Origin of the sequence: Cellulomonas avistercoris, assembly GCF_014836445.1 — a bacterium.
GTDB lineage: Bacteria > Actinomycetota > Actinomycetes > Actinomycetales > Cellulomonadaceae > Cellulomonas > Cellulomonas avistercoris.
This window is the reverse complement of sequence record NZ_JACSQV010000001.1, coordinates 226,278-246,067: the sequence shown is the minus strand read 5'-3', so window position 1 is coordinate 246,067 and position 19,790 is coordinate 226,278. Positions and strand designations below refer to the sequence as shown.

Below are 19,790 nucleotides of genomic sequence, written 5' to 3'. Positions count from 1 at the left end.
GGCCGCACGGCCGTCCGCAGCGCGGGTCACACGGCCGAGTACGCGACGACCCCGCGTCGCAGCGCGGTCACCGCACGGTCGGCCGTGGTGCGCAGCCGCGCCGTCGGCGCCGCCCCCGAGATCTGGTCGAGGACGTCGATGACCTGCTTGCACCACCGCACGAAGTCACCTGCCGCGAGGTCGGACCCCCGCAGCACGGCGTCGAGGCTGCGGCCCGCGGCCCACCGGTGGATCGGCTCGACCAGACCCAGGTCGAGCGGCTGGATCGTCTCGAGGCGTGCACCGTGCTCGAGGTCCTCGAGCTCCGACCAGGCCCGCACCGCGGCGTCGAGCGCGCGCCCCAGCCTGCCGTCGGGGCCGCCGGGCACCCGCGCCTCGGTGTCGTCGTCGCGCCGCGAGCGGTACACGATCGTCGAGACGGCGGCCGCGAGACCGGGGGCGTCGAGCTCCTCCCACACACCCCGGCGCAGGCACTCCGCCAGGACCAGGTCGTTCTCGGCGTAGAGGCGGCGCAACCAGCCGCCGTCCTGCGTGACGCGCAGCGCCCCCGACTCGTCCGTCGTGAGGTAGTCGAGCGTGCGCAGCACGTCGCAGATGCGGTCGAACACGGCCGCGATCGAGCCCGTGCGTCCCGAGATCCGGCGCACGAGAGCGGCGTGCTCGTCGCGCAGCCGTGCCCACCGCTCGGCCCACCGCGCGTGGTCCTCCCGGTCGGGGCACCGGTGGCACGGGTGCGCGCGCAGGTCGCGCCGCAGCGCCTCGAGCTCGGCGTCGTCGGCGGCGGCCGACCTGCGCTCCGCACGCCGTCCGCCGCCGCGTGCGGGCGCCGGGGTCAGGTCGAGCTCGTCGAGCCGCGACCGCAGCCGGGCCGCGAGGTCGCGCCGGGCCGCGGGCACGCGCACCTCGAACCGGGCGGGCACCTTGAGCCGGCCCACGGTGCGCAGGCCCGTCCCGACGTCGGCGACGGTGAGCCGGCGGATCTGCCGGTCGGTGGTCAGGACGGTGGGCCGCGGCCCGTCGAACCCGCCCTTGCCGCCGGGGTCGACGACGACGGCGTGCTCCGCGCGGCGCCCGCCGGGGATCTCGACGACGTCGCCGACGTGCAGCCCCTCGAGGGTCCGCGTCACGGCGGCGCGCCGGGTGGCGGCCTCGGTGCGCGCCAGGCCGCGCTCGCGGTCGGTGATCGCGCGTCGCAGCGCCATGTACTCGCCGAAGTCGCCCAGGTGGCAGGACATCGCCTCGGCGTAGCCCTCCAGCGCCTCGGCGTGCGTCTGCGCCTGCCGCGCGAGCCCGACGACGCCGCGGTCGGCCTGGAACTGCGCGAACGACGTCTCCAGGACGTCGCGCGCGCGCTCGCGCCCCACCTGCGCGACGAGGTTGACGGCCATGTTGTACGTGGGCCGGAAGGACGAGCGCAGCGGGTACAGGCGCCGCGACGCCAGGCCCGCGAGCTGGACGGGGTCCAGGGCGCCGTGCGCGACGACGACCGCGTGCCCCTCGGTGTCGATGCCGCGGCGCCCGGCACGGCCGGTGAGCTGGGTGTACTCCCCCGGTGTGACGTCGACGTGGGCGCTGCCGTCCCACTTGACGAGCTTCTCGAGCACGACGGACCGGGCGGGCATGTTGATGCCGAGTGCGAGCGTCTCGGTGGCGAACACGACCTTGACCCAGCCGCGCGAGAACAGGTCCTCGACGGTCTCCTTGAACAGCGGGAGCATGCCCGCGTGGTGCGCCGCCACGCCGCGGACCAGGGCCTCGACGAACGCGTCGTACCCCAGGATCTCGAGGTCCTCGGGCGGGATGGCGGCGCACCGCTCCTCGGCGACCCGCCGGATGTCGGCGCGCTCGGCGGGCGTCGTGAGCCGCACGCCGGCCGTCAGGCACTGCTGCACGGCCGCCTCGCAGCCGAGGCGGGAGAAGATGAACACGATGGCGGGCAGCAGGCCCGCCTGCGCGAGCTCGTCGACGACGACGAAGCGCGGCACGGGACGCACGCCGGTGGCGGGCCGGTGACCGCCGCGCCCACGGTCGCCGCGGTCGCGCGGGCCGCGGCGCTCGCGGTCGCCGGGCGGTTGGCGACGCAGCAGGTGCGTCAGGTCCGGGTTGATGGGCGGGTCGACACCGGGTGCCGTGGGGTCGACGTGGCCCGCGTACAGGTCCAGGAGACGGTCGCCGACGAGCACGTGCTGACCGAGCGGGACCGGGCGGTGCTCGCTGACCACGACGGTCGTGTCGCCGCGGACCGTGGCGAGCCAGTCGCCGAACTCCTCGGCGTTGGACACGGTGGCGGACAGCGACACCAGCTGCACGTCGTCGGGCAGGTGGATGATCACCTCCTCCCACACGGGGCCGCGGAAGCGGTCGGCGAGGTAGTGGACCTCGTCCATGACGACGTACCCCAGCCCGTCCAGGGCGGCGGAGCCGGCGTACAGCATGTTGCGCAGGACCTCGGTCGTCATGACGACGACGTCGGCGTCGCCGTTGACGGTGGTGTCCCCGGTGAGCAGGCCGACGCGCTCGCTGCCGTGCACGCGTGCCAGGTCCGCGTACTTCTGGTTGGACAGCGCCTTGATGGGCGTCGTGTAGAACGCCTTGCGCCCGGCCGCCAGGGCCAGGTGCACGGCGAACTCCCCCACGACCGTCTTGCCGGCGCCCGTCGGCGCGGCGACCAGGACGCCGCTGCCGCGCTCGAGCGCGGCGCAGGCCTCGACCTGGAAGTCGTCGAGCGGGAAGTCCAGGCGCGCGCGGAAGGTGGCGAGCTCGCCGCGGTCGGCGGCGGCGCGGCGGCGTGAGGCGGCGTAGCGCTCGGCGGGCGACGGCTCGGCCGGCGTGGAGGTGGCCGGTCCGGGCGCAGCGGGACCGGGCGCGGTGCGTGTGCTGCGGCGACGTGAGGGCACGGGATCACCCTAGGCATGCCCGCCGACGCGCGGCACGCCGCGCGTGCGTCACCGAGGACGCGTCACCCGAGGACGCGCAGCGCTCCGGGCACCAGCTCGACCAGCAGCGGCAGGTCCCCGACGCGCTCGCCGTCCGCGAACGCGGCCGGCGGGGGCGGGCCGAGGTCCGGGGCGGCCTCGACCACGACACGCCGGCCGCGCAGGACGCGCACACGGGGGTCGTCGACGTGCCTGCCCCGGTAGATGCGCGGGAAGATCCCGAGGGCGCCACGACGGGAGAAGGGGCCGGCGAGCACGACGTCGAGCAGCCCGTCGTCGGGGCGGGCGTCGGGTGCGATGGGCAGGCCGCCGCCGAACCACGGGGTGTTGGCGACGGCGACGAGGGTCCCGGCGGACTCCCACGTGGTGTCGTCGACGCGCACGCGGTAGCCGTAGGGCCGGAACGCGGCGAGCTCGGGCACCAGGGCGCGCAGGTAGCGGGCGTGCCCGTGCGGCCAGGTCAGGGCGTTGGCGCGCGCGTTGACCGCGGCGTCGAGGCCGCAGGACAGGACACCGGCGCACCACCGCGCGGTGCTGCCGTCGAGCGGGCCGGCGCGCAGCGCGTCCACGTGGCGTGGTCCGGTGCGCAGCGCACGGTCGACGACGGCCACGGCCCGGTCGACGTCGCCCCGGGGCAGGCCGAGGGAGCGCGCGACGTCGTTGCCGGTGCCGACGGCGACGATGCCGAGCGGCAGCGGGGTGCCCGCGACGATCCCCACGCCGAGGTGCACCATGCCGTCGCCACCGACGACGACCAGGGCGTCCAGGCCGGCGGTCGCGGCCTGGCGTGCCCGGTCGGTGGCCAGGGCGAGCGTCGGGGCCGACAGGTCGTGGACGTCGTGCCCGGCGCGGCTCAGCAGGCGGTGCGCGCGGCGACCGACGCTCGTGCCGCGGCCCGTGCCGGCGGCGGGGTTGACGACGAGGCCGAGCGTGCTCACGCGGCGCCCGGTGCGGTGCCGGTCGTCCGGTCGGGACCGTCGTCGGCCATGGTGCCGTCGAGGCGCGGGAGCCCTTGGGCGACGAGGCTGCGGTCGATCCCCCGGTCGTGCAGCAGGCAGACGCCGAGCGCGGCGAAGAACAGCAGGCAGATCGGGATCGCCACGGCCAGCATCGTGACGACGTCCGGTGTGGGGGTCGCGATGGCGGCGAACACGAACGCGACCAGGACGGCCCAGCGCCATGCGGCGAGCCAGGTGCGGGCGCGCACGAGGCCCGCGAAGTTGAGCGCGACCATCACGACGGGCAGCAGGAACCCGAGGCCGAAGGCGAGCACGACGCGCATGACGAAGCCCAGGTAGAGCTGGGCGTCGACGAAGTTGGTGGTGCTGTCCGGGGCGAAGTCGATGAACAGGTGCACCGCGTTGGGCACGGCCCACCAGGCGAGCGCGGCGCCGGCGAAGAACAACGGCACCCCGGCCGCGAGGAACCCGACCGCGTACCGGCGCTCCTTGGACGTCAGGCCGGGGGTGATGAACGCCCACAGCTGGTACATCCACCACGGCGCGGTGAGCAGCACCCCGAGGAACAGGGAGACCTTGACCTGGACGTCGAACGCGGTCGCGATGCCCTGGAAGTTCAGGGAGACCCGCGGCCCTCGTCTCTCGGCCGCGTCGAGGATGGGCTGCTGGAGCAGGTCGAAGACCGGCTCGTACAGCAACCAGCCCGCGACGGCGCCGACCACCAGGCCGAGCGCGATGAGCACGGTCCGGCGGCGCAGCTCGCGCAGGTGCTCGCGCAGCGGCATGCGGCCGTCGGGGTCGGCGACACGACGGGGCTTGCGGCTCACGTGCGGCTCAGGGACGCGGCGGGGCGGGCGGTGCCGGCGGGGGCGGGACGTCGGTGCCGCCGCCCTGGCCGGTCAGCGGGTCCGGAGCCGTGGCGCCGGTCGCCGTCGTGCCGGTGGGCGTGGTCGCGTCGTCGCGCCGGCCGTCGTCCGACAGGTCCTTGATCTCGTTCTTGAAGATCTTCATGGACTGGCCGATGCTCTTCGCCAGACCCGGCAGCCGGTTCGCCCCGAACAGCAGCAGGACCACCACCAGGACCACGATCACGTGCCAGGCGCTGATGTTCCTGAACATGACGACCCCTCTGCGATCCGATGTGTCCTGCGCCCGTGAGTGTACGTCGTGCGCCGGGGTCCCGAGGCGGTGCGCCACCCGGTGAGGTGGGCGCGGGACGTGCCGCGGCGTCAGCCGAGCCAGCGCGTCGCGGCGTCAGCCGAGCCAGCGCGTCGCGGCGTCGGCCACGGTGGTGCGGTGCCGCTCGCGGCGCCGGGCGCGCTGCTCGCGCCGGACGGCCCGCAGCTGCTCGACGCGTGCGCCGAGCTCCTCGGCGTCGGCGCCGAGGGCCGGCCGCTGCGCCACGTGCGCCGCCCGCGCCTGGTCCTCGAGCTCGGCGGCACGCTGCGAGAGCTGCGCCGCGACGTCGCCGGCACGGCCCAGCTCGTGCGCGAGGGCGACCCCCGAGCGCCACACGCGGCGCCCCACGAGGAACGCGCCGGTGAGCGTCGCGAGGACGAGCACCGTCCACACCGTGAACCAGAGCACGTCAGGCCTCCCCCGTCGTCGTGCCGAGCAGCGGTCCGTAGGCCTCCAGGGCCGCACGCGCCGCACCGGCGGTGTCCTGCGCGACGTGCGGCGGTCGCACGTCGATCACCTCGTCGGCGACCTGGACGAGCAGGTGGCGCAGCCACGCGGGCTGCACGACCCGCAGGTCGACCTCGAACATGCCGTCGGCCAGCTCGCGCGTGCGCTCGACGGGCACGGACTCGGCGACCCAGCGGGCGCGGCCCGCGAGGCGGACGGTCACGAGCTCGCCCGACGCGTCGGGCTGGAAGACGTCGGCGTCGTCGGCGAGCGGGTGCTCGTCCGCCGGTGCGTCGAGGACGGTCGCCTCGACGATCCGGTCGACCCGGAACTTGCGCTCGGCGTCGGCGGCCAGCGACCACGCGAGCAGGTAGGAGTGCTCGTCCTGGCTGACGAGGCGCACGGGGTCCACGTCGCGCTCGGTGAGGACGTCGGAGGCGTCGACGTACCGCAGGCGCAGCCGTCGACGCCCCGTGAGCGCCGCCCCGATGGCGGCTGCCACCGCGGGCACGGCACCGACCTGCAGCTCGACGTCCACGGGGACGCCCGCGGCGGCGTCACCCGTCGCGGCCTGCACCTTGGCGAGCACCGAGTCGAGCGCGGCAGCGCGCTCCGCGTCGAGCGCGGGACGCAGGGCCGTGAGCGAACGCAGCGCCGCGAGCAGCGCGACGCCCTCGCGCGGCCCCAGGCGCAGCGGTCGCGTGACGCCGCGGCCCTCGGTCAGCCGGACGACGCCCTGCTCGTAGGACGAGGCGTCGAAGTCGATGAGGTCGTCCGGCAGGTAGCCGGGCGTGCCGGTGACCCACAGCGTGTCGACGTCGGCCATGACCTGCTCGGGCGTGACGCCGAACTGGGCCGCGACCTGGTCGACCGGGACGTCCTCGTGCCGCTCGAGGTAGGCGATCATCCCCAGCATCCGCACCAGGCGGTCGCTCGCGCGCTCAGGCACCCCGGGCCTCCTCGACGTCGGGACCGGCCTCGGCCGGGCGTGCGAACGCCCGCTCGCCGGTGACGCGCGGGAGCCTGTCGAGGGTCGCCGCGACGCGCAGCATCCGGACGACCGCGTCGCGGACCTGCGGCGGGTCGAGCACGACGACTGCGTCGCCGTAGCCGACGAGCTCCTCGGCGAGCTCCCAGTGCAGGCGGTACGGCACGGCCACGAGGTCGCGCCCCCGCAGGACCACGTCGGCGCCGGGAGGCAGCGCGACGTCGGACGGGACGGGTGTGGCGCGCGCCCGCAGGGCCCCCGCCCGCTGCGGCGTCACCGCGAGCAGCGCCGTGCGTTCCGGGCCGTCGCCGACCCACGCGCGCGACGCGTCGGCCAGCTCCTGCGCGGTCGGTGGCTCGAACCCGCCCGGCGACCCCACGGGCCGGACCGTGCCGCGGATGCGGCTGAGCCGGAAGGAGCGGCTCGCGCCGCGGTCGCGGTCCCGCGCGAGCAGCACCCACCCGCCGCGGCGCGCGAGCAGCTTCCACGGCTCGACGCGCCGCTCGCGCACCTCGCCGGTGGTCGCCGCGTGGTAGGTGAAGCGCACGGCCTGGCGGTTCTGCACGGCGTCCACCAGCGGCGCGAACGCGTCGCCGCCGGCACGCACGCGAGGCGCCAGCCCGGCCACGAGGTCGTGCGCCTCGGGGGCCGTGCCCACGGCGCGCAGCTTGGTCAGCGCGCGCGTCGAGTCGGCCCGCAGCGACTGGTCCTGCCACACCTGCGCGGCCAGCGCGAGCACGCCGAGCTCGGCGGCCGTCAGCTCGATGGGCGGCAGCGACCAGGTGGCCGTGTCGATGCGGTACCCGATGTCGTCACCGTGCCCGGCGTGCGTCACGGTCAGCACGGGGATCCCCAGCTCGCGCAGGGTGTCCTTGTCCCGCTCGAACATCCGCTCGAACGCCTCGTCGGACCGGGCGTCGCCGTACCCGGCCACGGAGGTGCGCACCTGCTCCTTCGTCATGCGGCCGGGGGTGTTCACCAGGGCGATGACGAGGTTGAGCAGGCGCTCGGCGGGCGGGATCGCGGGGGGCATCGGTGACCACGGTAGTCGCCGCGGCCCTCGCCACGGGCGCGGACGGCGCACGGCACGCCGGTAGCGTGGGCGCGTGATCGCATGGCGTGCGGGAGTGGTGACGGAGTGCCGGGCCCGGTGGGACGGTGCGTGCGAGTCGACGGTGGCGCTCGACGGTGAGGAGCGCACGGTCCGCGCCCTGTCGTACCCGCACCTGGTGGGTGAGGTCGTGCCCGGCGCGCACGTGCTGCTCAACGCCACCGCGCTGCTGCGCGGCCTGGGCACGGGCGGCTACGCGCTGGTCGTGGCGCGCACCGACGTGCTGGTCCCCGACCCGCTGCCCGGACCCGGTCACCTGGTCAAGGCCCGCTACACGCCCCTGCAGGCGATGGTGCTCGGCGTCGACGACCAGGAGTCGCCGCACCACGAGGTCCTGCGCGACGCCGACGACCTCGAGGGGCTGCCGGTCGTCGTGGCGGACCTGCACTCGGCGGTGCCCGCGGTGATCGCGGGGGCCCGCGCGGCCGCCGCGCAGCTGGGCGTGCCGGAGCCGCGCGTGGCGTACGTCATGACGGACGGCGGCGCGCTGCCCGCCTGGTTCTCGCGCGCGGTCGACGCGCTGCGGACGGCCGGGTGGATCTCGGCGTGCATCACCACCGGGCAGGCGTTCGGCGGCGACCTCGAGGCGGTCACGGTCCACACGGGCCTGCTCGCGGCGCGTCACGTGCTCGGCGCGGACCTCGTGGTGGTCGCGCAGGGTCCCGGCAACCTCGGCACCGGCACCCGGTGGGGGTTCTCGGGCGTCGCCGCGGGCGAGGCCCTCAACGCCGCGGGGGTGCTCGGTGGGCGTCCCGTCGCGTCGCTGCGCGTCTCGGGGGCCGACGCGCGCGAGCGGCACCTGGGCGTCTCCCACCACTCCCTGACGGCGTACGGACAGGTCGCGCTGTGCCCCGCGGACGTGGTCGTCCCGGTCTTCTCCCCCGACCTGCCGGGCACGCCGCAGGACCTCACGGCCGACCCCGACGGTGCGGCGTGGGCGGCGCTGTCGGACCGCGTCGCGGGTCAGGCCGCCGCGCTCGCGGTGCCGCAGGGCCGCCACACGGCCACGACGGGGGCTGCGGGCACGGAGCTGCTCGACGCCCTGCGGACGTGCCCGGTGCGGCTGTCGACCATGGGCCGTGGCCTGGACGCGGACCCGGCGGCCTTCCTCGCCGCAGCGGTGGCCGGCGCGCACGCGGTGACCGTGGCCTGAGGTCCCGGCGCGGGCGTCAGTCGTCGCGGCTGGTGGCGGTGCGTCGTGCGACGAGGGTCGCGAGCCGGCGCGCCTCCTGGTCGGCGCGTTGACCGTCGGCGCGCTGCACGCCCATGACGGCGAGCGTGTCGCCGTCGGCGAGGTCGAGCTGCACCCAGGGACGTCCCTGGCCGAAGCGCACGGACACGATCTGCGCCCACGGGACGTGCGTCGTGATGAGCAGGTTGCGCACGCGCAGCCCCGTGTCGTCCGGGACAGCGCTCACGGACGCCTGGCGCCAGCAGAACCACGCGATGAGCAGGGAGAACAGCACGAAGCCGGCCTGGTCGAGCGTCGCCAGGCCGGGCATGGTCGTGACGAGGACGACGGTGAGGGCGAGGACCACGACCGCCACGGCGATCGTCACGAACCGCGCCAGGCGGGGCCGGAACGGTGCTGCGAGGTCGTCGGCGGCCGTCACGTCAGATCCGGCAGGCCAGGATCGAGGTCACGAGGATCGCGCGCGCGCCGACGTCGTACAGCGAGTCCATGACGCGGTTGGTCTGGCTGCGCGGCACCATGGCCCGCACGGCGGCCCACTGCCCGTTGTGCAGCGGCGACACCGTCGGGGACTCCAGGCCGGGCGTGATGGCGACGGCCTGCTCGACGAGCTCCAGAGGCACGTCGTAGTCCATGAGGACGTACTCGCGCGCGGTCAGCACGCCCTGCAGGCGGCGCGTCAGGACGTCGAGCCCGGCGGGCTGGTCGACGTCGGCGCGGCGCACCAGGACGGCCTCGGAGCGCAGGATCGGCTCCCCGAAGACCTCGAGCCCGGCGGCGCGCAGCGTCGACCCGGTCTCGACGACGTCGGCGATGACGTCCGCGACGCCCAGCTGGATCGCGGACTCGACCGCCCCGTCGAGCCGCACGACGGCCGCGGGCTCGATGCCGCGCTCGCGCAGGTAGGCGGCGACGAGTTCGGAGTACGACGTCGCGACCCGCAGCCCGGCGACCTGCCGCGCGTCCGTGAGGGTCCCTGCGGTGCCGGCGAACCGGAACGTGGAGCGGGCGAACCCGAGCGGGAGGTGCTCGACCGCGGACGACGCGGAGTCGATGAGCAGGTCGCGACCGGTGATCCCGACGTCGACCGTCCCGGCGCCGACGTACACGGCGACGTCGCGCGGACGCAGGAAGAAGAACTCCACGTCGTTGTCGGGGTCGGGCAGGACGAGCTCACGGGAGTCGCGGCGCTGGCGGTAGCCGGCCTCGCGGAGCATGTCGCAGGCGGGCTCCGACAGGGAGCCCTTGTTGGGGACGGCGATCCTCAGCACGGTGTCCTCGGTGGTTCGGGGGATGTCGGGGGCAGGGCGGGCGTGGTCGCCGTCACAGGTGCGCGTACACGTCCTGCAGGGTCAGCCCCTTGGCGAGCATGAGCACCTGCAGGTGGTAGAGCAGCTGGGAGATCTCCTCGGCGGCACGCTCGTCGGACTCGTGCTCGGCGGCCATCCAGACCTCGGCGGCCTCCTCGACGACCTTCTTGCCGATGGCGTGGACGCCGGCGTCGAGCTCGGCGACGGTGCCCGACCCGTCGGGGCGGGTGGTGGCCTTGTGGGACAGCTCGGCGAAGAGCTCCTCGAACGACTTCACGCGTCGAGCCTAGACGCCCGTCCGACCCGCGGCGCACACGCGTCCGTCACGCGTCGGCCAGGGTGCGCAGCGTCAGGGCCGTCGCGACGGCGGCCTGCGCGGCCTCGGCGCCCTTGTCCTCGTGCGATCCGGGCAGGCCGGCACGATCGAGCGCCTGCTGCTCGTCGTCGCACGTCAGGACGCCGAATCCCACCGGCACCCCGGTGCGCAGGGCCACCTCCGTCAGGCCCCAGGTGGCGGCCTGGCACACGAAGTCGAAGTGCGGGGTGCCGCCGCGGATGACGACGCCGAGCGCGACGACCGCGTCGGCGGCGCCGGCCGCGCGCTGCGCGGCGACGGGGAGCTCGAACGAGCCGGGGACGCGCACGGTCGTGACGTCCTCGACGCCCGCCTCGGCCAGTGCGCGCTGCGCACCGGCGACCAGGCCGTCCATCACCTCGGTGTGCCAGCTGGCCGCCACGACGACGACCCGCAGGCCGTGCCCGTCCAGGTCCAGGGTGGGTGCGCCTGCGCCGCTCATGCCAGCTCCTCCAGAGGGTCGAACGTGTGGTCGGTGGTGTCGGCGCCCGCGGGTGCGGGGCCGGCGAGGACGGGGGCGACGCGCACGGCCGGCTCGAGGCGCGGCGTGTCGCCGTCGAGGTGCAGCGCGTGGCCCATGCTCGTGGCCTTGGTGCGCAGGTACGCCTCGTTGTGCGGGGTGCGTCCGACCTCGAGGCCACGCACCTGCGTGACGTCGATGCCGTGCGCGCGCAGGCCCGCGACCTTGGCGGGGTTGTTCGTCAGCAGCCGCACACGGCGTACGCCGAGCTGCGCCAGGATGCCGGCCGCGGCGCCGTACTCGCGCCGGTCCGCCGGCCACCCGAGGTCCACGTTCGCCTCGACCGTGTCCCGGCCGTCGTCCTGCAGCGCGTAGGCGGCGACCTTCGCGAGCAGGCCGATCCCCCGGCCCTCGTGGCCCCGCAGGTACACCACGGCGCCCCCCTCGGCGGCGGCGATCTCCAGGGCCGCGTCGAGCTGCGGCCCGCAGTCGCAGCGCGCCGAGCCGAACGCGTCACCGGTCAGGCACTCCGAGTGCACCCGCACGGTCGGCTCGTCCGCGAGGCCCGAGGTCGACACGAGGGCGACGTGCTCGTCACCCGTGCGCAGGTCGCGGAACCCGTGGATGCGGAAGTCGCCGTGGCGCGTCGGCAGGTACGCCGTGTGCGTGGCGTGCACGCGCGGCGCCGCGTCGGGCTCGACGTCCACGGGCTCGAGGCCGTCGTGCTCGGCACGCCACGCCCGCAGGTCGGCGATCGTCAGCAGGACCAGACCCGCGTCGGCGGCGATGCGTGCCGCCTCCGGCAGCCGGACCATCTGGCCGTCGTCGCGCACCAGCTCGGCGATCGCACCGACCGGCTCGAGGCCCGCGAGCCGGCACAGGTCGACCGCCGCCTCGGTGTGCCCCGCACGGTGCAGCACCCCACCGGGCACCGCGCGCAGGGGCAGGACGTGCCCGGGCCGGATCAGGTCGCCCCGGCCCGACGCGGGGTCCGCCAGGACACGCAGCGTGCGCGCCCGGTCCGCGGCCGAGATGCCGGTCGTGACACCCGTCGCGGCGTCCACGGTGACCGTGTAGGCGGTGCGCCGCGGGTCCTGGCTGTGCGGCACCATCAGCGGCAGGTCCAGCGCGTCGGCGCGCGCCGCGGGCATCGGCGCGCACAGGTAGCCCGACGAGTGCCGGATGGTCCACGCCACCCACTCCGGCGTCGCGGACTGCGCCGCGAGGACGACGTCCGCCTCGTTCTCCCGGTCCTGGGAGTCCGCGACGACCACGGGCCGACCGGCACGCAGCGCCTCGAGCGCCTCCTCGACGGTCCCCAGCCGGATGTCCGCGCTCACCGCGTCACCCCCGCCGTCGCCAGCAGCCGTTCGGTGTACTTCGCGAGCACGTCCACCTCGAGGTTCACACGCGCCCCCGGCGCGAGCGCGCCCAGCGTCGTGACCTGCAGCGTCGTCGGGATGAGCGAGACCCCGAACGAGTCGTCACCCACGTGCGTCACCGTCAGGGACACGCCCTGCACCGTGATCGACCCCTTCTCCGCGACGTACCGCGCGAGCGCCGGGTCCAGACCGATCTCGACCTCGTCCCACCGCGGCCCGGGGCGGCGCGAGCGGACCGTCCCGACCCCGTCGACGTGGCCCTGCACGACGTGCCCGCCGTACCGTCCGCCGACCGCCAGAGCCCGCTCCAGGTTCACCGGGTCACCCGCCGTCAGGTCCCCGAGCGCCGAGCGGCGCAGCGTCTCCGGCATGACGTCCGCCACGAACGAGCCGTCGCCGGGCAGCTCTGCGACCGTCAGGCACACGCCGCTCACCGCGATCGAGTCGCCCAGCGACGCGTCCGACGTGACGAGCGGTCCACGGACCCGCAACCGCGCGTCCGCCTCCGCACCGTCACCCGGTACCAGGGCCACGACCGTGCCCATCTCCTCGACGATCCCGGTGAACATCAGCTCTCCTCCTCGGTGGACGTGCGTGCGGCCGGCGCGGCAGCGCCGCCCGGCGGGCGTTGGGGCGTCGCGACGACGAGCACGTCCGGCCCCAGCGGGAGGACCTCGCTCGGCACCAGCCGCAGCGCCTGCGAGATCGTCGTGATGCCGAGGTCCCCGACGGCGCCCGCACCGGCCCCCAGCAGGACCGGCGCGACGTACGCGTGCACCTCGTCGACGAGGCCCGCCGCGAGGAACGCCGCCGCGAGCGTCGGACCGCCCTCCACGAGGACGTGCCGGACCTCGCGCTCGTGCAGCACCGCGAGCACCCGCGCGGGGTCGTGCGTCCTGACCTGGACCAGCTCTCCGCCCGGCCCGCGCAGCCGCGCGCCCGCCGGCACGTCGCGCGACCCCACGACGACGCGCAGGGGCTGCTGCTCGACCAGGGACCCGTCCACCGCGCGCGCGGTCAGCGCCGGGTCGTCCAGGAGCGCCGTGCCCGTCCCCACGACGATCGCCCCGACCTGCTGCCGCAGCGCGTGCGCGTGCCGCCGCGCGACCTCCGACGTGATCCAGCGGCTCGTGCCGTCGGCAGCGGCGACCCGACCGTCGAGCGACGTGGCGATCTTCAGCGTCACGAACGGTCGGCCACCGCGCACGGCCGGCAGCCACGCACCCAGCGCCTCGACGCCCTGCTCCCCCAGGACACCGGTCACGACGTCGACCCCCGCCGCGCGCAGCCGGTCCGCTCCTCCCGCCGCCACCGGGTTCGGGTCCGACACAGCCACCACGACGCGCGCGACGCCCGCGTCCAGCAGCGCCACGGAGCACGGCCCCGTCCGCCCGGTGTGGTCGCAGGGCTCCAGCGTCACGACCGCCGTCGCACCGCGCACCTGCGCACCGCGCTCGCGGGCGTCCGCGAGAGCGGCCACCTCGGCGTGCGCGGTGCCCGCACCCCGGTGCCAGCCCTCACCGAGGGTCGTGCCGTCCGGCGCCAGCAGGACGCACCCCACGCGAGGGTTCGGGCCGTACGGGCCGCGGGCGGCGAGCTCCAGGGCACGGCCCATCGCCGCGAGCTCGTGGGGGGCCGCGCCGGGCACGACCGGGTCGCGTCCGGGGACGCACGTCGCACCGGTCGTCGCGCTCATCACCCTGCACCTCCGTCGCCTCGAGGGCTCCGGGGTCGCTCGGGCGGCATGCCGCACCGGCACGGCACGCCTGGGGCGCACCGCGCACGCGTCTCCTCCCATCCGGACTTTCACCGTCGGTCCTGGAGTTCCACCAGGTCAACCGCTCACCCCTCGCGGGGCTCACGGGTCGCGGACTGTCACCGCCGGCTCGGACTTTCACCGACCCCGGAGCACGTGTGTGTTCGTCAACGATGATGCCACAGCCCGCATTCCTGACTGCGCGACGTCCACGCGCGCGACGAGGCTCAGGCCTCGACCACCGGGTGCTCCGCCAGGCGCCGCAGCGCCGCGATCTCCCCCGGCACGTCCTGCGCGCCGTACACCGCCGACCCCGCGACGAACGCGTTGGCCCCCGCCCGTGCGATGCGCCCGATCGTGTCGCGCGACACGCCCCCGTCCACCTGCACCCAGGTCGCGGCACCGCCCGCGTCGATCGCGGCACGCGTCCGGCGCACCTTGGCCAACGTCCCCTCGATGAACGCCTGACCACCGAAACCCGGCTCGACCGTCATCACGAGCACCATGTCGACCTCGGCCAGCAGGTCGAGGAACGGCTCGACGGGCGTCGCCGGGCGCAGCGCGACCGCCGCGCGCACACCGCCCGCACGCAGCTCACGCGCCAGGCGCACCGGCGCCTGCGCCGCCTCCGCGTGGAACGTGACCGAGGCCGCGCCCGCCTCGGCGTACTGCGGCGCCCACCGGTCCGCGTCCTCGATCATCAGGTGCACGTCCAGAGGCACCGGGCTCACCTCGGCGAGCCGACGCACCACCGGCAGGCCGATCGTCAGGTTCGGCACGAAGTGCTGGTCCATCACGTCCACGTGCGCGTAGTCCGCCGACGCGATCAGCTGCAGGTCACGCTCGAGGTTCGCGAAGTCGGCGGACAGGATGCTCGGGTTGATCAGGACGGGAGCCACGGGCCCACGCTACCCAGCCCGCACCCGCGACCGCGCGCCCGCGACCGCGCGCCGCCCCACCAGCCCTCACACCCGCCGCAGGAGCGTCAGGTGCATCGCGTCCGTGCCGTGCACGTGCGGCCACAGCTGCACGTCGCGGCGACCGCCCACCGGCTCCCACGCGGGCGCGACCTGCGCCACCACGGGCGCCGCCTCCAGCACCTCCACCGCCGTCCCCGCACGCGCCGCGGCCCGCACCGCGTCCAGCACCACCAGCTGCGTCTCCGCCAGGTGCGGCGAGCACGTCACGTACCCCACCACTCCCCCCGGCCGCACCGCCGCGATCGCCGACGCCAGGAGCTCACGCTGCAGCGCGCTCAACGTCGCCAGGTCCGCCGGCGTCCGCCGCCAGCGGGACTCCGGACGCCGTCGCAACGCACCCAGCCCGGTGCACGGCGCGTCCACCAGCACACGGTCGTACGACGCGGGCTCCTGCTCCCCCACGCGACGCCCGTCGCCCGTGCGCACCTCCTCGACCGCGTCGCGCGGCACCGCGCGCAGCGCCTGCTCGACCAGCCGCACGCGGTGCGGCTGCACCTCGTTCGCCACGAGCCGCGCCCCCCGCTGCGCCGCCAGCGCACCCAGCAGCGCCGCCTTGCCGCCCGGGCCCGCGCACAGGTCGAGCCACCGCTCGTCCGCCCCCTCCACGGGAGCGGCCACCAGCGCGAGCGTCACGAGCTGCGACCCCTCGTCCTGCACACCCGCCAGACCCGCCCGCACCGCCGGCACGTCCCCCGGGTCGCCGCCCGACATCACGAGCGCCGTCGGGGCCAGCCCCGCGGGCTGCGCGCCCGTCTGCTCCGCGACCTCGTCGGCCGACACCAGACCGGGACGCGCCACGAGCGTCACGCGCGGCGCGAGGTTGTCCGCGGCCAGCAGGGCCCCCAGCTCGTCGGCCGACCGGCCCGACCCGACGAGGGACTCGCGCATCGCCCGCACGACCCACGCCGGGTGGCTCTCGACGACCGCCAGCCGCGCCACCGCGTCCTGGCCGCCCGGGTCCGCCGCGTCACCGATGCGCGTGAGCCACACCTCCAGCGGGTGCTCCGCCACCCGACGCAGCACCGCGTTGACGAACTGCGCCGCACCGGCGCCCACGCGCTCGCGGGCGAGCCCGACCGTCTCGGACACCGCGGCGTGCGGGGCGACCCGCATGCCGAGCAGCTGGTGGGCGCCGAGCCGCAGGACGTCGAGCACGGGACGGTCCACCTGGTCGAGCGGGCGGGACGACGCCTGCGCGAGGACCGCGTCGTAGCGGCCCTGCAGGCGCAGCGTCCCGTAGGCGAGCTCGGTGGCGAACCCCGCGTCGCGCCCCGCGATGCGGCGCTCGCGGAGCAGCGGCGGCAGGACGAGGTTCGCGTAGGCGTCGGACCCCTCGACGGCGCGCAGCGTGTCGTAGGCGGCGCCGCGCGCGGCGTCCCCCGCTCGCGCCCGGTTCGCCGGTGCGGCCGTGGTGCGCCCGGCACGGCCCTGGGCGCGGGCCTCGCCGCGCTGGCGTCCGCGCGCGTCGCGGCGGGCGTCCTGCGTGCGGTCGTCGCGGCCGCGCCGCTCGTCGCCGCTCATCGGGCGTCCGCCGTCGCTGCTGCTGTCGTGCCGGCGTCGAGCCCCAGCACGGTCGCGGCCGCGGGGCGTGCGCCGCGGGCCCAGTCGGCGGCCGGCATCGGCCGCTTGCCCGGCGGTGTGACGTCCCCCAGCCGCACGGCTCCCGACCCGGTGCCGACGAGCACCTCGCGCTTGTCGGCGCGCAGCTCGCCCGGGCGCAGGTCGGTCACCTCCGGCACGGGGCGTACGGGGCCGAGGACGAGGCGCTGACCGTCCGGCAGGGTCGTCCAGGCGCCGGGGGCGGGCGTGCAGCCGCGGATCCGGCGGTCCACGACGTGCGACGGGTGCGTCCACCGGACACGCGCGTCGACGCTCGTGAGCTTGGGCGCGTGGCTCACGCCGTCCGTGGGCTGCGGCACCGCCTCGAGGACGCCGTCCTCGAGCGCGTCGAGGGTCCGCACGAGCAGCTCGGCACCGGCGGTCGACAACCGGCCCAGCAGGTCGCCCGACGTGTCGGTCGGTCGGATCGTCTCGGTCAGGGTCCCGTACACGGGCCCGGTGTCCAGGCCCTCCTCGAGCCGGAACGTCGAGGCACCCGTCACCTCGTCACCCGCCATGAGCGCGTGCTGCACGGGTGCGGCGCCCCGCCACGCGGGCAGCACGGAGAAGTGCAGGTTGACCCACCCGTGCGTGGGCACGTCCAGCAGGTCGCGGGGCACGAGCACGCCGTAGGCCACGACGGGCGCCGCGTCGACGCCGAGCCCGGCGATCTGCGCGACCACGTCCGGGTCCCGCAGCGTCGTCGGCGTGAGCACCGGCAGGCCGCGGTCGCGCGCGACGGCCGCGACCGCCGAGGGCTGCAGCGTCCGCCCGCGCCCGACGCGCGCGTCGGGTCGCGTCAGGACGGCGACCACCTCGTGCCGGGATCCCAGGAGGGCTTCGAGCGAGGGCACGGCGGCCGCGGGGCTTCCCGCGAAGAGCAGACGCATGGGCTCGATCCTAGGTCGCGGGAGCGGTCCCCTTGGCTCTCACAGGAGGTCGGCAGGGTCCACCTGGACACGGACCGTGCCGCCCTCGCGACGTGCGCTCCGGATCGCGACCGACGCCGCGACCGCCCGTGCGAGGGCCGCTCCGTCGCTCGGGGGCACCCGCAGCAGCGTGCGGACCTCGGGCTCCAGCGCCGGGCCGTCCCGGTCGTCGACGGGCAGGGGCACGGGTCCGAGCACCTCCAGGACCGGGACGTCCACGCGCGTGACGACCGCCGCGACCGCGTCCCGCGTGCCCGTGAGCGCCGCGACACGCACGGCGGGCGGTAGCCGGAGCCCTCGGCGCTCGTCGAGCTCGCGCTCCGCGAGCCCCGCGGGGTCCCACCGCACCAGCGCCTGCGTGGGGCGGGCCGCGCCGTCGCCGACGAGCAGCACCTGGCCGCCCTCGCCCGTGGGCCGGACCAGTGCGGCGGCGCCCAGCCACCGGCGCAGCGCGTCGACCTCGGCGCCCAGCCGCTCGCCCGCGCTGGCGACCGCGGCGTCGAGCAGCACCGCCGCCGCGTAGCCGGACGGCGCATGCGGCTCGGCGCCCGGGGTCGCGACGACGAGCGCGGGGCGGTCCGGCACCTCGGCGAGGACGCCACCGGCCGCGCGTGCCCCCGAGACGCGGACGGTGACGCCGGGGAAGGCGCGCCCGAGCTCCTCGGCGGTGCGCTCGGACCCCACGCGCACGGAGCGCAGGCCGGACGCGCCGCACTCGTCGCACCGCCGGTCGGCGGCCAGCCGGCCGCACCAGCCGCAGGACGGCGGCCCGTCACCGCTGGTCAGGCCCAGGGGCCCGTGGCACGTGCTGCAGCGGGCGGGCGTCCGGCAGCGGACGCAGGCCACCACCGGCACGTAGCCGGCGCGTGGGACCTGGACCAGGACGGGACCCGCGAGCAGGGCGTCGCGCAGGACGCGCCACGCCGGCCCGGGCAGACGCGCTGCCGCGGCGGGGCCCTCGCGCGCCAGCTCGACGCTCGTCAGCGCCGTGACCCGCGCCGTGCGCGCCCGGACGACCGCGCGGTCCGCGACGACCTCGCGCGCCCACCCCGACACGACCAGCTGCTGCGCCTCGACCGTGCGCGCGTGCCCGCCGACGAGCAGCGCGGCTCCCTCGAGCTCGGACCGCAGCGCGAGGACCTCGCGCACGTGCGGGTACGGCGCGCGCGGCTCGGCGTGCTGGAGGTCGCCGTCGTCCCAGCAGACGGCGAGGCCGAGGTCCGCCACGGGCGCGAACGCCGACGCGCGCGTCCCCACCACGACGCGGGCGCGACCGCGCAGCGCCGCCAGGAAGGCGCGGTAGCGGGCCGCCGGTCCGTCGTCGGCCACGAGGCGCGCGACGACACCGCCGTCGGCCACGTCCGCGAGTCCCGCGTCCGCCAGCGCGGCGCACACCCGGTCGACGTCGCGCCCGTCGGGCACCACCACGAGAGCACCGCGACCGCCGTGCACGCACGTCGCGACCGCCTGGGCGACCGCGGCGGCCCAGCGGTGCTCGCCGCTGCCGGGCAGGGCGGTCCACACCGCGCGCGGGGCACCGCCGGACGCCACGTGCCGCAGGAAGGCCGGGCCGCCTCGGTAGGCGTCCCACGCCGGCGCCGTCGGCGGCGCGGCCACGGGCTGGCCGTCGACGGCGGCAGCGGCCGGCGGTGCGTCGTCCCGGCCGGGTGCCGTGCCGTCGTCGCCCGGGCGCGGCTCGCCCTCGACGCGCGCGTGCCGGGGCGGGACGGCGAGGCGCAGGACGTCCGCGAGCGTGCCCGCCCAGCGGTCCGCGACCGCGCGTGCCAGGCGCGCGACCGACGGTGCGACGACGGGCTCGCGCGACACGACGCGTCGCACGGGCAGCAGACGCCCCTCGTGCGTGGCGTGGTCGACACGTTCCAGGAGCCAGCCGTCGACGTCCTGCCCGGCGAACCTCACCTTGACCCGGACGCCGGGCTGCGCGGCCGCGTCGAGCGTCTCGGGGACCACGTACTCGAACGGCCGGTCGAGGTGGGGCGGTGCGAGGTCGACGCACACGCGCGCCACCGGCAGCCGCGCGGCAGGGCCGGGCGGTGCCGCGACACGTCGACGTCGCGCCTGAGGCACCTCGAGGCCCGCCAGCGCGGGCTGCTCGGGGGGCAGGACGTCGGTCACGGGTGCCATCCCACCACGCCGCGCGGACACGGGCGGCGACGGGCCGCCGGGTGCGCCGCCGCGCACGTGCT

Annotated in this window: 19 protein-coding genes and 1 riboswitch; of the genes, 1 reads left to right on the top strand and 18 read right to left on the bottom strand. The window is 76.6% G+C overall.

Going from position 1 to position 19,790, the window contains the following annotated elements:
* Positions 1-26: 26 nt before the first annotated feature.
* The 7 genes from H9657_RS01140 to H9657_RS01110 all read right to left on the bottom strand — a co-directional run bounded on the left by H9657_RS01140 (position 27) and on the right by H9657_RS01110 (position 7,542).
* Positions 27-2,897 (bottom strand): DEAD/DEAH box helicase, encoded by a 2,871-nt coding sequence (locus tag H9657_RS01140; RefSeq protein WP_191779481.1) that lies wholly within the window; start codon positions 2,895-2,897, stop codon positions 27-29.
* Between the two features lie 62 nt (positions 2,898-2,959).
* On the bottom strand, positions 2,960-3,874 hold the full coding sequence (locus H9657_RS01135; RefSeq protein ID WP_191779479.1) for a diacylglycerol/lipid kinase family protein: 915 nt from the start codon (positions 3,872-3,874) through the stop codon (positions 2,960-2,962).
* A complete protein-coding gene (gene tatC / locus H9657_RS01130) occupies positions 3,871-4,680 on the bottom strand; it encodes a twin-arginine translocase subunit TatC (RefSeq protein WP_191779936.1) in 810 nt (269 codons plus the stop codon). The genes H9657_RS01135 and tatC overlap by 4 nt, the downstream gene beginning before the upstream one ends.
* 49 nt (positions 4,681-4,729) lie before the next feature.
* Positions 4,730-5,014 (bottom strand): Sec-independent protein translocase subunit TatA, encoded by a 285-nt coding sequence (gene tatA / locus H9657_RS01125; RefSeq protein WP_191779478.1) that lies wholly within the window; start codon positions 5,012-5,014, stop codon positions 4,730-4,732.
* 135 nt (positions 5,015-5,149) lie between these two features.
* Positions 5,150-5,482 (bottom strand): hypothetical protein, encoded by a 333-nt coding sequence (locus tag H9657_RS01120; RefSeq protein ID WP_191779476.1) that lies wholly within the window; start codon positions 5,480-5,482, stop codon positions 5,150-5,152.
* A 1-nt stretch (position 5,483) separates the two neighbouring features.
* Positions 5,484-6,470 carry a helix-turn-helix transcriptional regulator gene (locus tag H9657_RS01115; RefSeq protein WP_191779474.1) on the bottom strand — a complete coding sequence of 329 codons (987 nt, stop codon included), beginning with the start codon at positions 6,468-6,470 and terminating at the stop codon, positions 5,484-5,486.
* The gene (locus H9657_RS01110) at positions 6,463-7,542 is read right to left on the bottom strand and encodes a helix-turn-helix transcriptional regulator (RefSeq protein WP_225214350.1); all 1,080 of its coding nucleotides are present in this window, start codon (positions 7,540-7,542) and stop codon (positions 6,463-6,465) included. Before H9657_RS01110 ends, H9657_RS01115 begins: the two co-directional genes overlap by 8 nt.
* Positions 7,543-7,615: 73 nt before the next feature.
* Between H9657_RS01110 and H9657_RS01105 the strand changes: the two genes are divergently transcribed.
* Positions 7,616-8,773, top strand: coding sequence for a DUF3866 family protein (locus H9657_RS01105; protein WP_191779471.1), 1,158 nt, complete (start codon positions 7,616-7,618; stop codon positions 8,771-8,773).
* Between the two features lie 16 nt (positions 8,774-8,789).
* Here the strand turns inward: H9657_RS01105 and H9657_RS01100 are convergent, their stop codons facing one another.
* The 11 genes from H9657_RS01100 to H9657_RS01050 form a co-directional block, all read right to left on the bottom strand.
* Positions 8,790-9,233, bottom strand: a complete 444-nt coding sequence (locus H9657_RS01100) for a PH domain-containing protein (protein WP_318241207.1) — start codon at positions 9,231-9,233, stop codon at positions 8,790-8,792.
* A gap of 1 nt (position 9,234) precedes the next feature.
* Positions 9,235-10,083 carry an ATP phosphoribosyltransferase gene (gene hisG, locus H9657_RS01095; protein ID WP_191779469.1) on the bottom strand — a complete coding sequence of 283 codons (849 nt, stop codon included), beginning with the start codon at positions 10,081-10,083 and terminating at the stop codon, positions 9,235-9,237.
* Positions 10,084-10,135: 52 nt separating this feature from the next.
* On the bottom strand, positions 10,136-10,399 hold the full coding sequence (locus H9657_RS01090; protein ID WP_191779468.1) for a phosphoribosyl-ATP diphosphatase: 264 nt from the start codon (positions 10,397-10,399) through the stop codon (positions 10,136-10,138).
* A gap of 46 nt (positions 10,400-10,445) precedes the next feature.
* On the bottom strand, positions 10,446-10,919 hold the full coding sequence (gene ribH / locus H9657_RS01085; RefSeq protein ID WP_191779466.1) for a 6,7-dimethyl-8-ribityllumazine synthase: 474 nt from the start codon (positions 10,917-10,919) through the stop codon (positions 10,446-10,448).
* Positions 10,916-12,277 carry a GTP cyclohydrolase II gene (ribA, locus tag H9657_RS01080; protein WP_191779464.1) on the bottom strand — a complete coding sequence of 454 codons (1,362 nt, stop codon included), beginning with the start codon at positions 12,275-12,277 and terminating at the stop codon, positions 10,916-10,918. The genes ribH and ribA overlap by 4 nt, the downstream gene beginning before the upstream one ends.
* Positions 12,274-12,888 carry a riboflavin synthase gene (locus tag H9657_RS01075; RefSeq protein ID WP_191779462.1) on the bottom strand — a complete coding sequence of 205 codons (615 nt, stop codon included), beginning with the start codon at positions 12,886-12,888 and terminating at the stop codon, positions 12,274-12,276. Before H9657_RS01075 ends, ribA begins: the two co-directional genes overlap by 4 nt.
* The gene (gene ribD / locus H9657_RS01070) at positions 12,888-14,015 is read right to left on the bottom strand and encodes a bifunctional diaminohydroxyphosphoribosylaminopyrimidine deaminase/5-amino-6-(5-phosphoribosylamino)uracil reductase RibD (protein ID WP_404813124.1); all 1,128 of its coding nucleotides are present in this window, start codon (positions 14,013-14,015) and stop codon (positions 12,888-12,890) included. The genes H9657_RS01075 and ribD overlap by 1 nt, the downstream gene beginning before the upstream one ends.
* 86 nt (positions 14,016-14,101) lie before the next feature.
* Positions 14,102-14,235, bottom strand: a riboswitch (FMN riboswitch).
* Between the two features lie 67 nt (positions 14,236-14,302).
* Complete coding sequence (rpe, locus tag H9657_RS01065; protein WP_191779460.1) at positions 14,303-14,974, bottom strand: ribulose-phosphate 3-epimerase; 672 nt, start codon at positions 14,972-14,974, stop codon at positions 14,303-14,305.
* A gap of 66 nt (positions 14,975-15,040) precedes the next feature.
* Positions 15,041-16,576 carry an RsmB/NOP family class I SAM-dependent RNA methyltransferase gene (locus tag H9657_RS01060; protein ID WP_191779458.1) on the bottom strand — a complete coding sequence of 512 codons (1,536 nt, stop codon included), beginning with the start codon at positions 16,574-16,576 and terminating at the stop codon, positions 15,041-15,043.
* The gene (fmt, locus tag H9657_RS01055; RefSeq protein ID WP_191779457.1) at positions 16,573-17,544 is read right to left on the bottom strand and encodes a methionyl-tRNA formyltransferase; all 972 of its coding nucleotides are present in this window, start codon (positions 17,542-17,544) and stop codon (positions 16,573-16,575) included. Before fmt ends, H9657_RS01060 begins: the two co-directional genes overlap by 4 nt.
* 39 nt (positions 17,545-17,583) lie before the next feature.
* Positions 17,584-19,728 carry a primosomal protein N' gene (locus H9657_RS01050; RefSeq protein WP_191779455.1) on the bottom strand — a complete coding sequence of 715 codons (2,145 nt, stop codon included), beginning with the start codon at positions 19,726-19,728 and terminating at the stop codon, positions 17,584-17,586.
* Positions 19,729-19,790: the final 62 nt, after the last annotated feature.

Excerpts from the sequence above, each read along its gene's own strand:
- tatC (WP_191779936.1), bottom strand. The coding sequence starts at position 4,680 with ATGCCGCTGCGCGAGCACCTGCGCGAGCTGCGCCGCCGGACCGTGCTC.
- tatA (WP_191779478.1), bottom strand. The coding sequence starts at position 5,014 with ATGTTCAGGAACATCAGCGCCTGGCACGTGATCGTGGTCCTGGTGGTG.
- H9657_RS01110 (WP_225214350.1), bottom strand. The coding sequence starts at position 7,542 with ATGCCCCCCGCGATCCCGCCCGCCGAGCGCCTGCTCAACCTCGTCATC.
- ribH (WP_191779466.1), bottom strand. The coding sequence starts at position 10,919 with ATGAGCGGCGCAGGCGCACCCACCCTGGACCTGGACGGGCACGGCCTG.
- H9657_RS01075 (WP_191779462.1), bottom strand. The coding sequence starts at position 12,888 with ATGTTCACCGGGATCGTCGAGGAGATGGGCACGGTCGTGGCCCTGGTA.
- ribD (WP_404813124.1), bottom strand. The coding sequence starts at position 14,015 with ATGAGCGCGACGACCGGTGCGACGTGCGTCCCCGGACGCGACCCGGTC.
- H9657_RS01060 (WP_191779458.1), bottom strand. The coding sequence starts at position 16,576 with ATGAGCGGCGACGAGCGGCGCGGCCGCGACGACCGCACGCAGGACGCC.
- fmt (WP_191779457.1), bottom strand. The coding sequence starts at position 17,544 with ATGCGTCTGCTCTTCGCGGGAAGCCCCGCGGCCGCCGTGCCCTCGCTC.
- H9657_RS01050 (WP_191779455.1), bottom strand. The coding sequence starts at position 19,728 with ATGGCACCCGTGACCGACGTCCTGCCCCCCGAGCAGCCCGCGCTGGCG.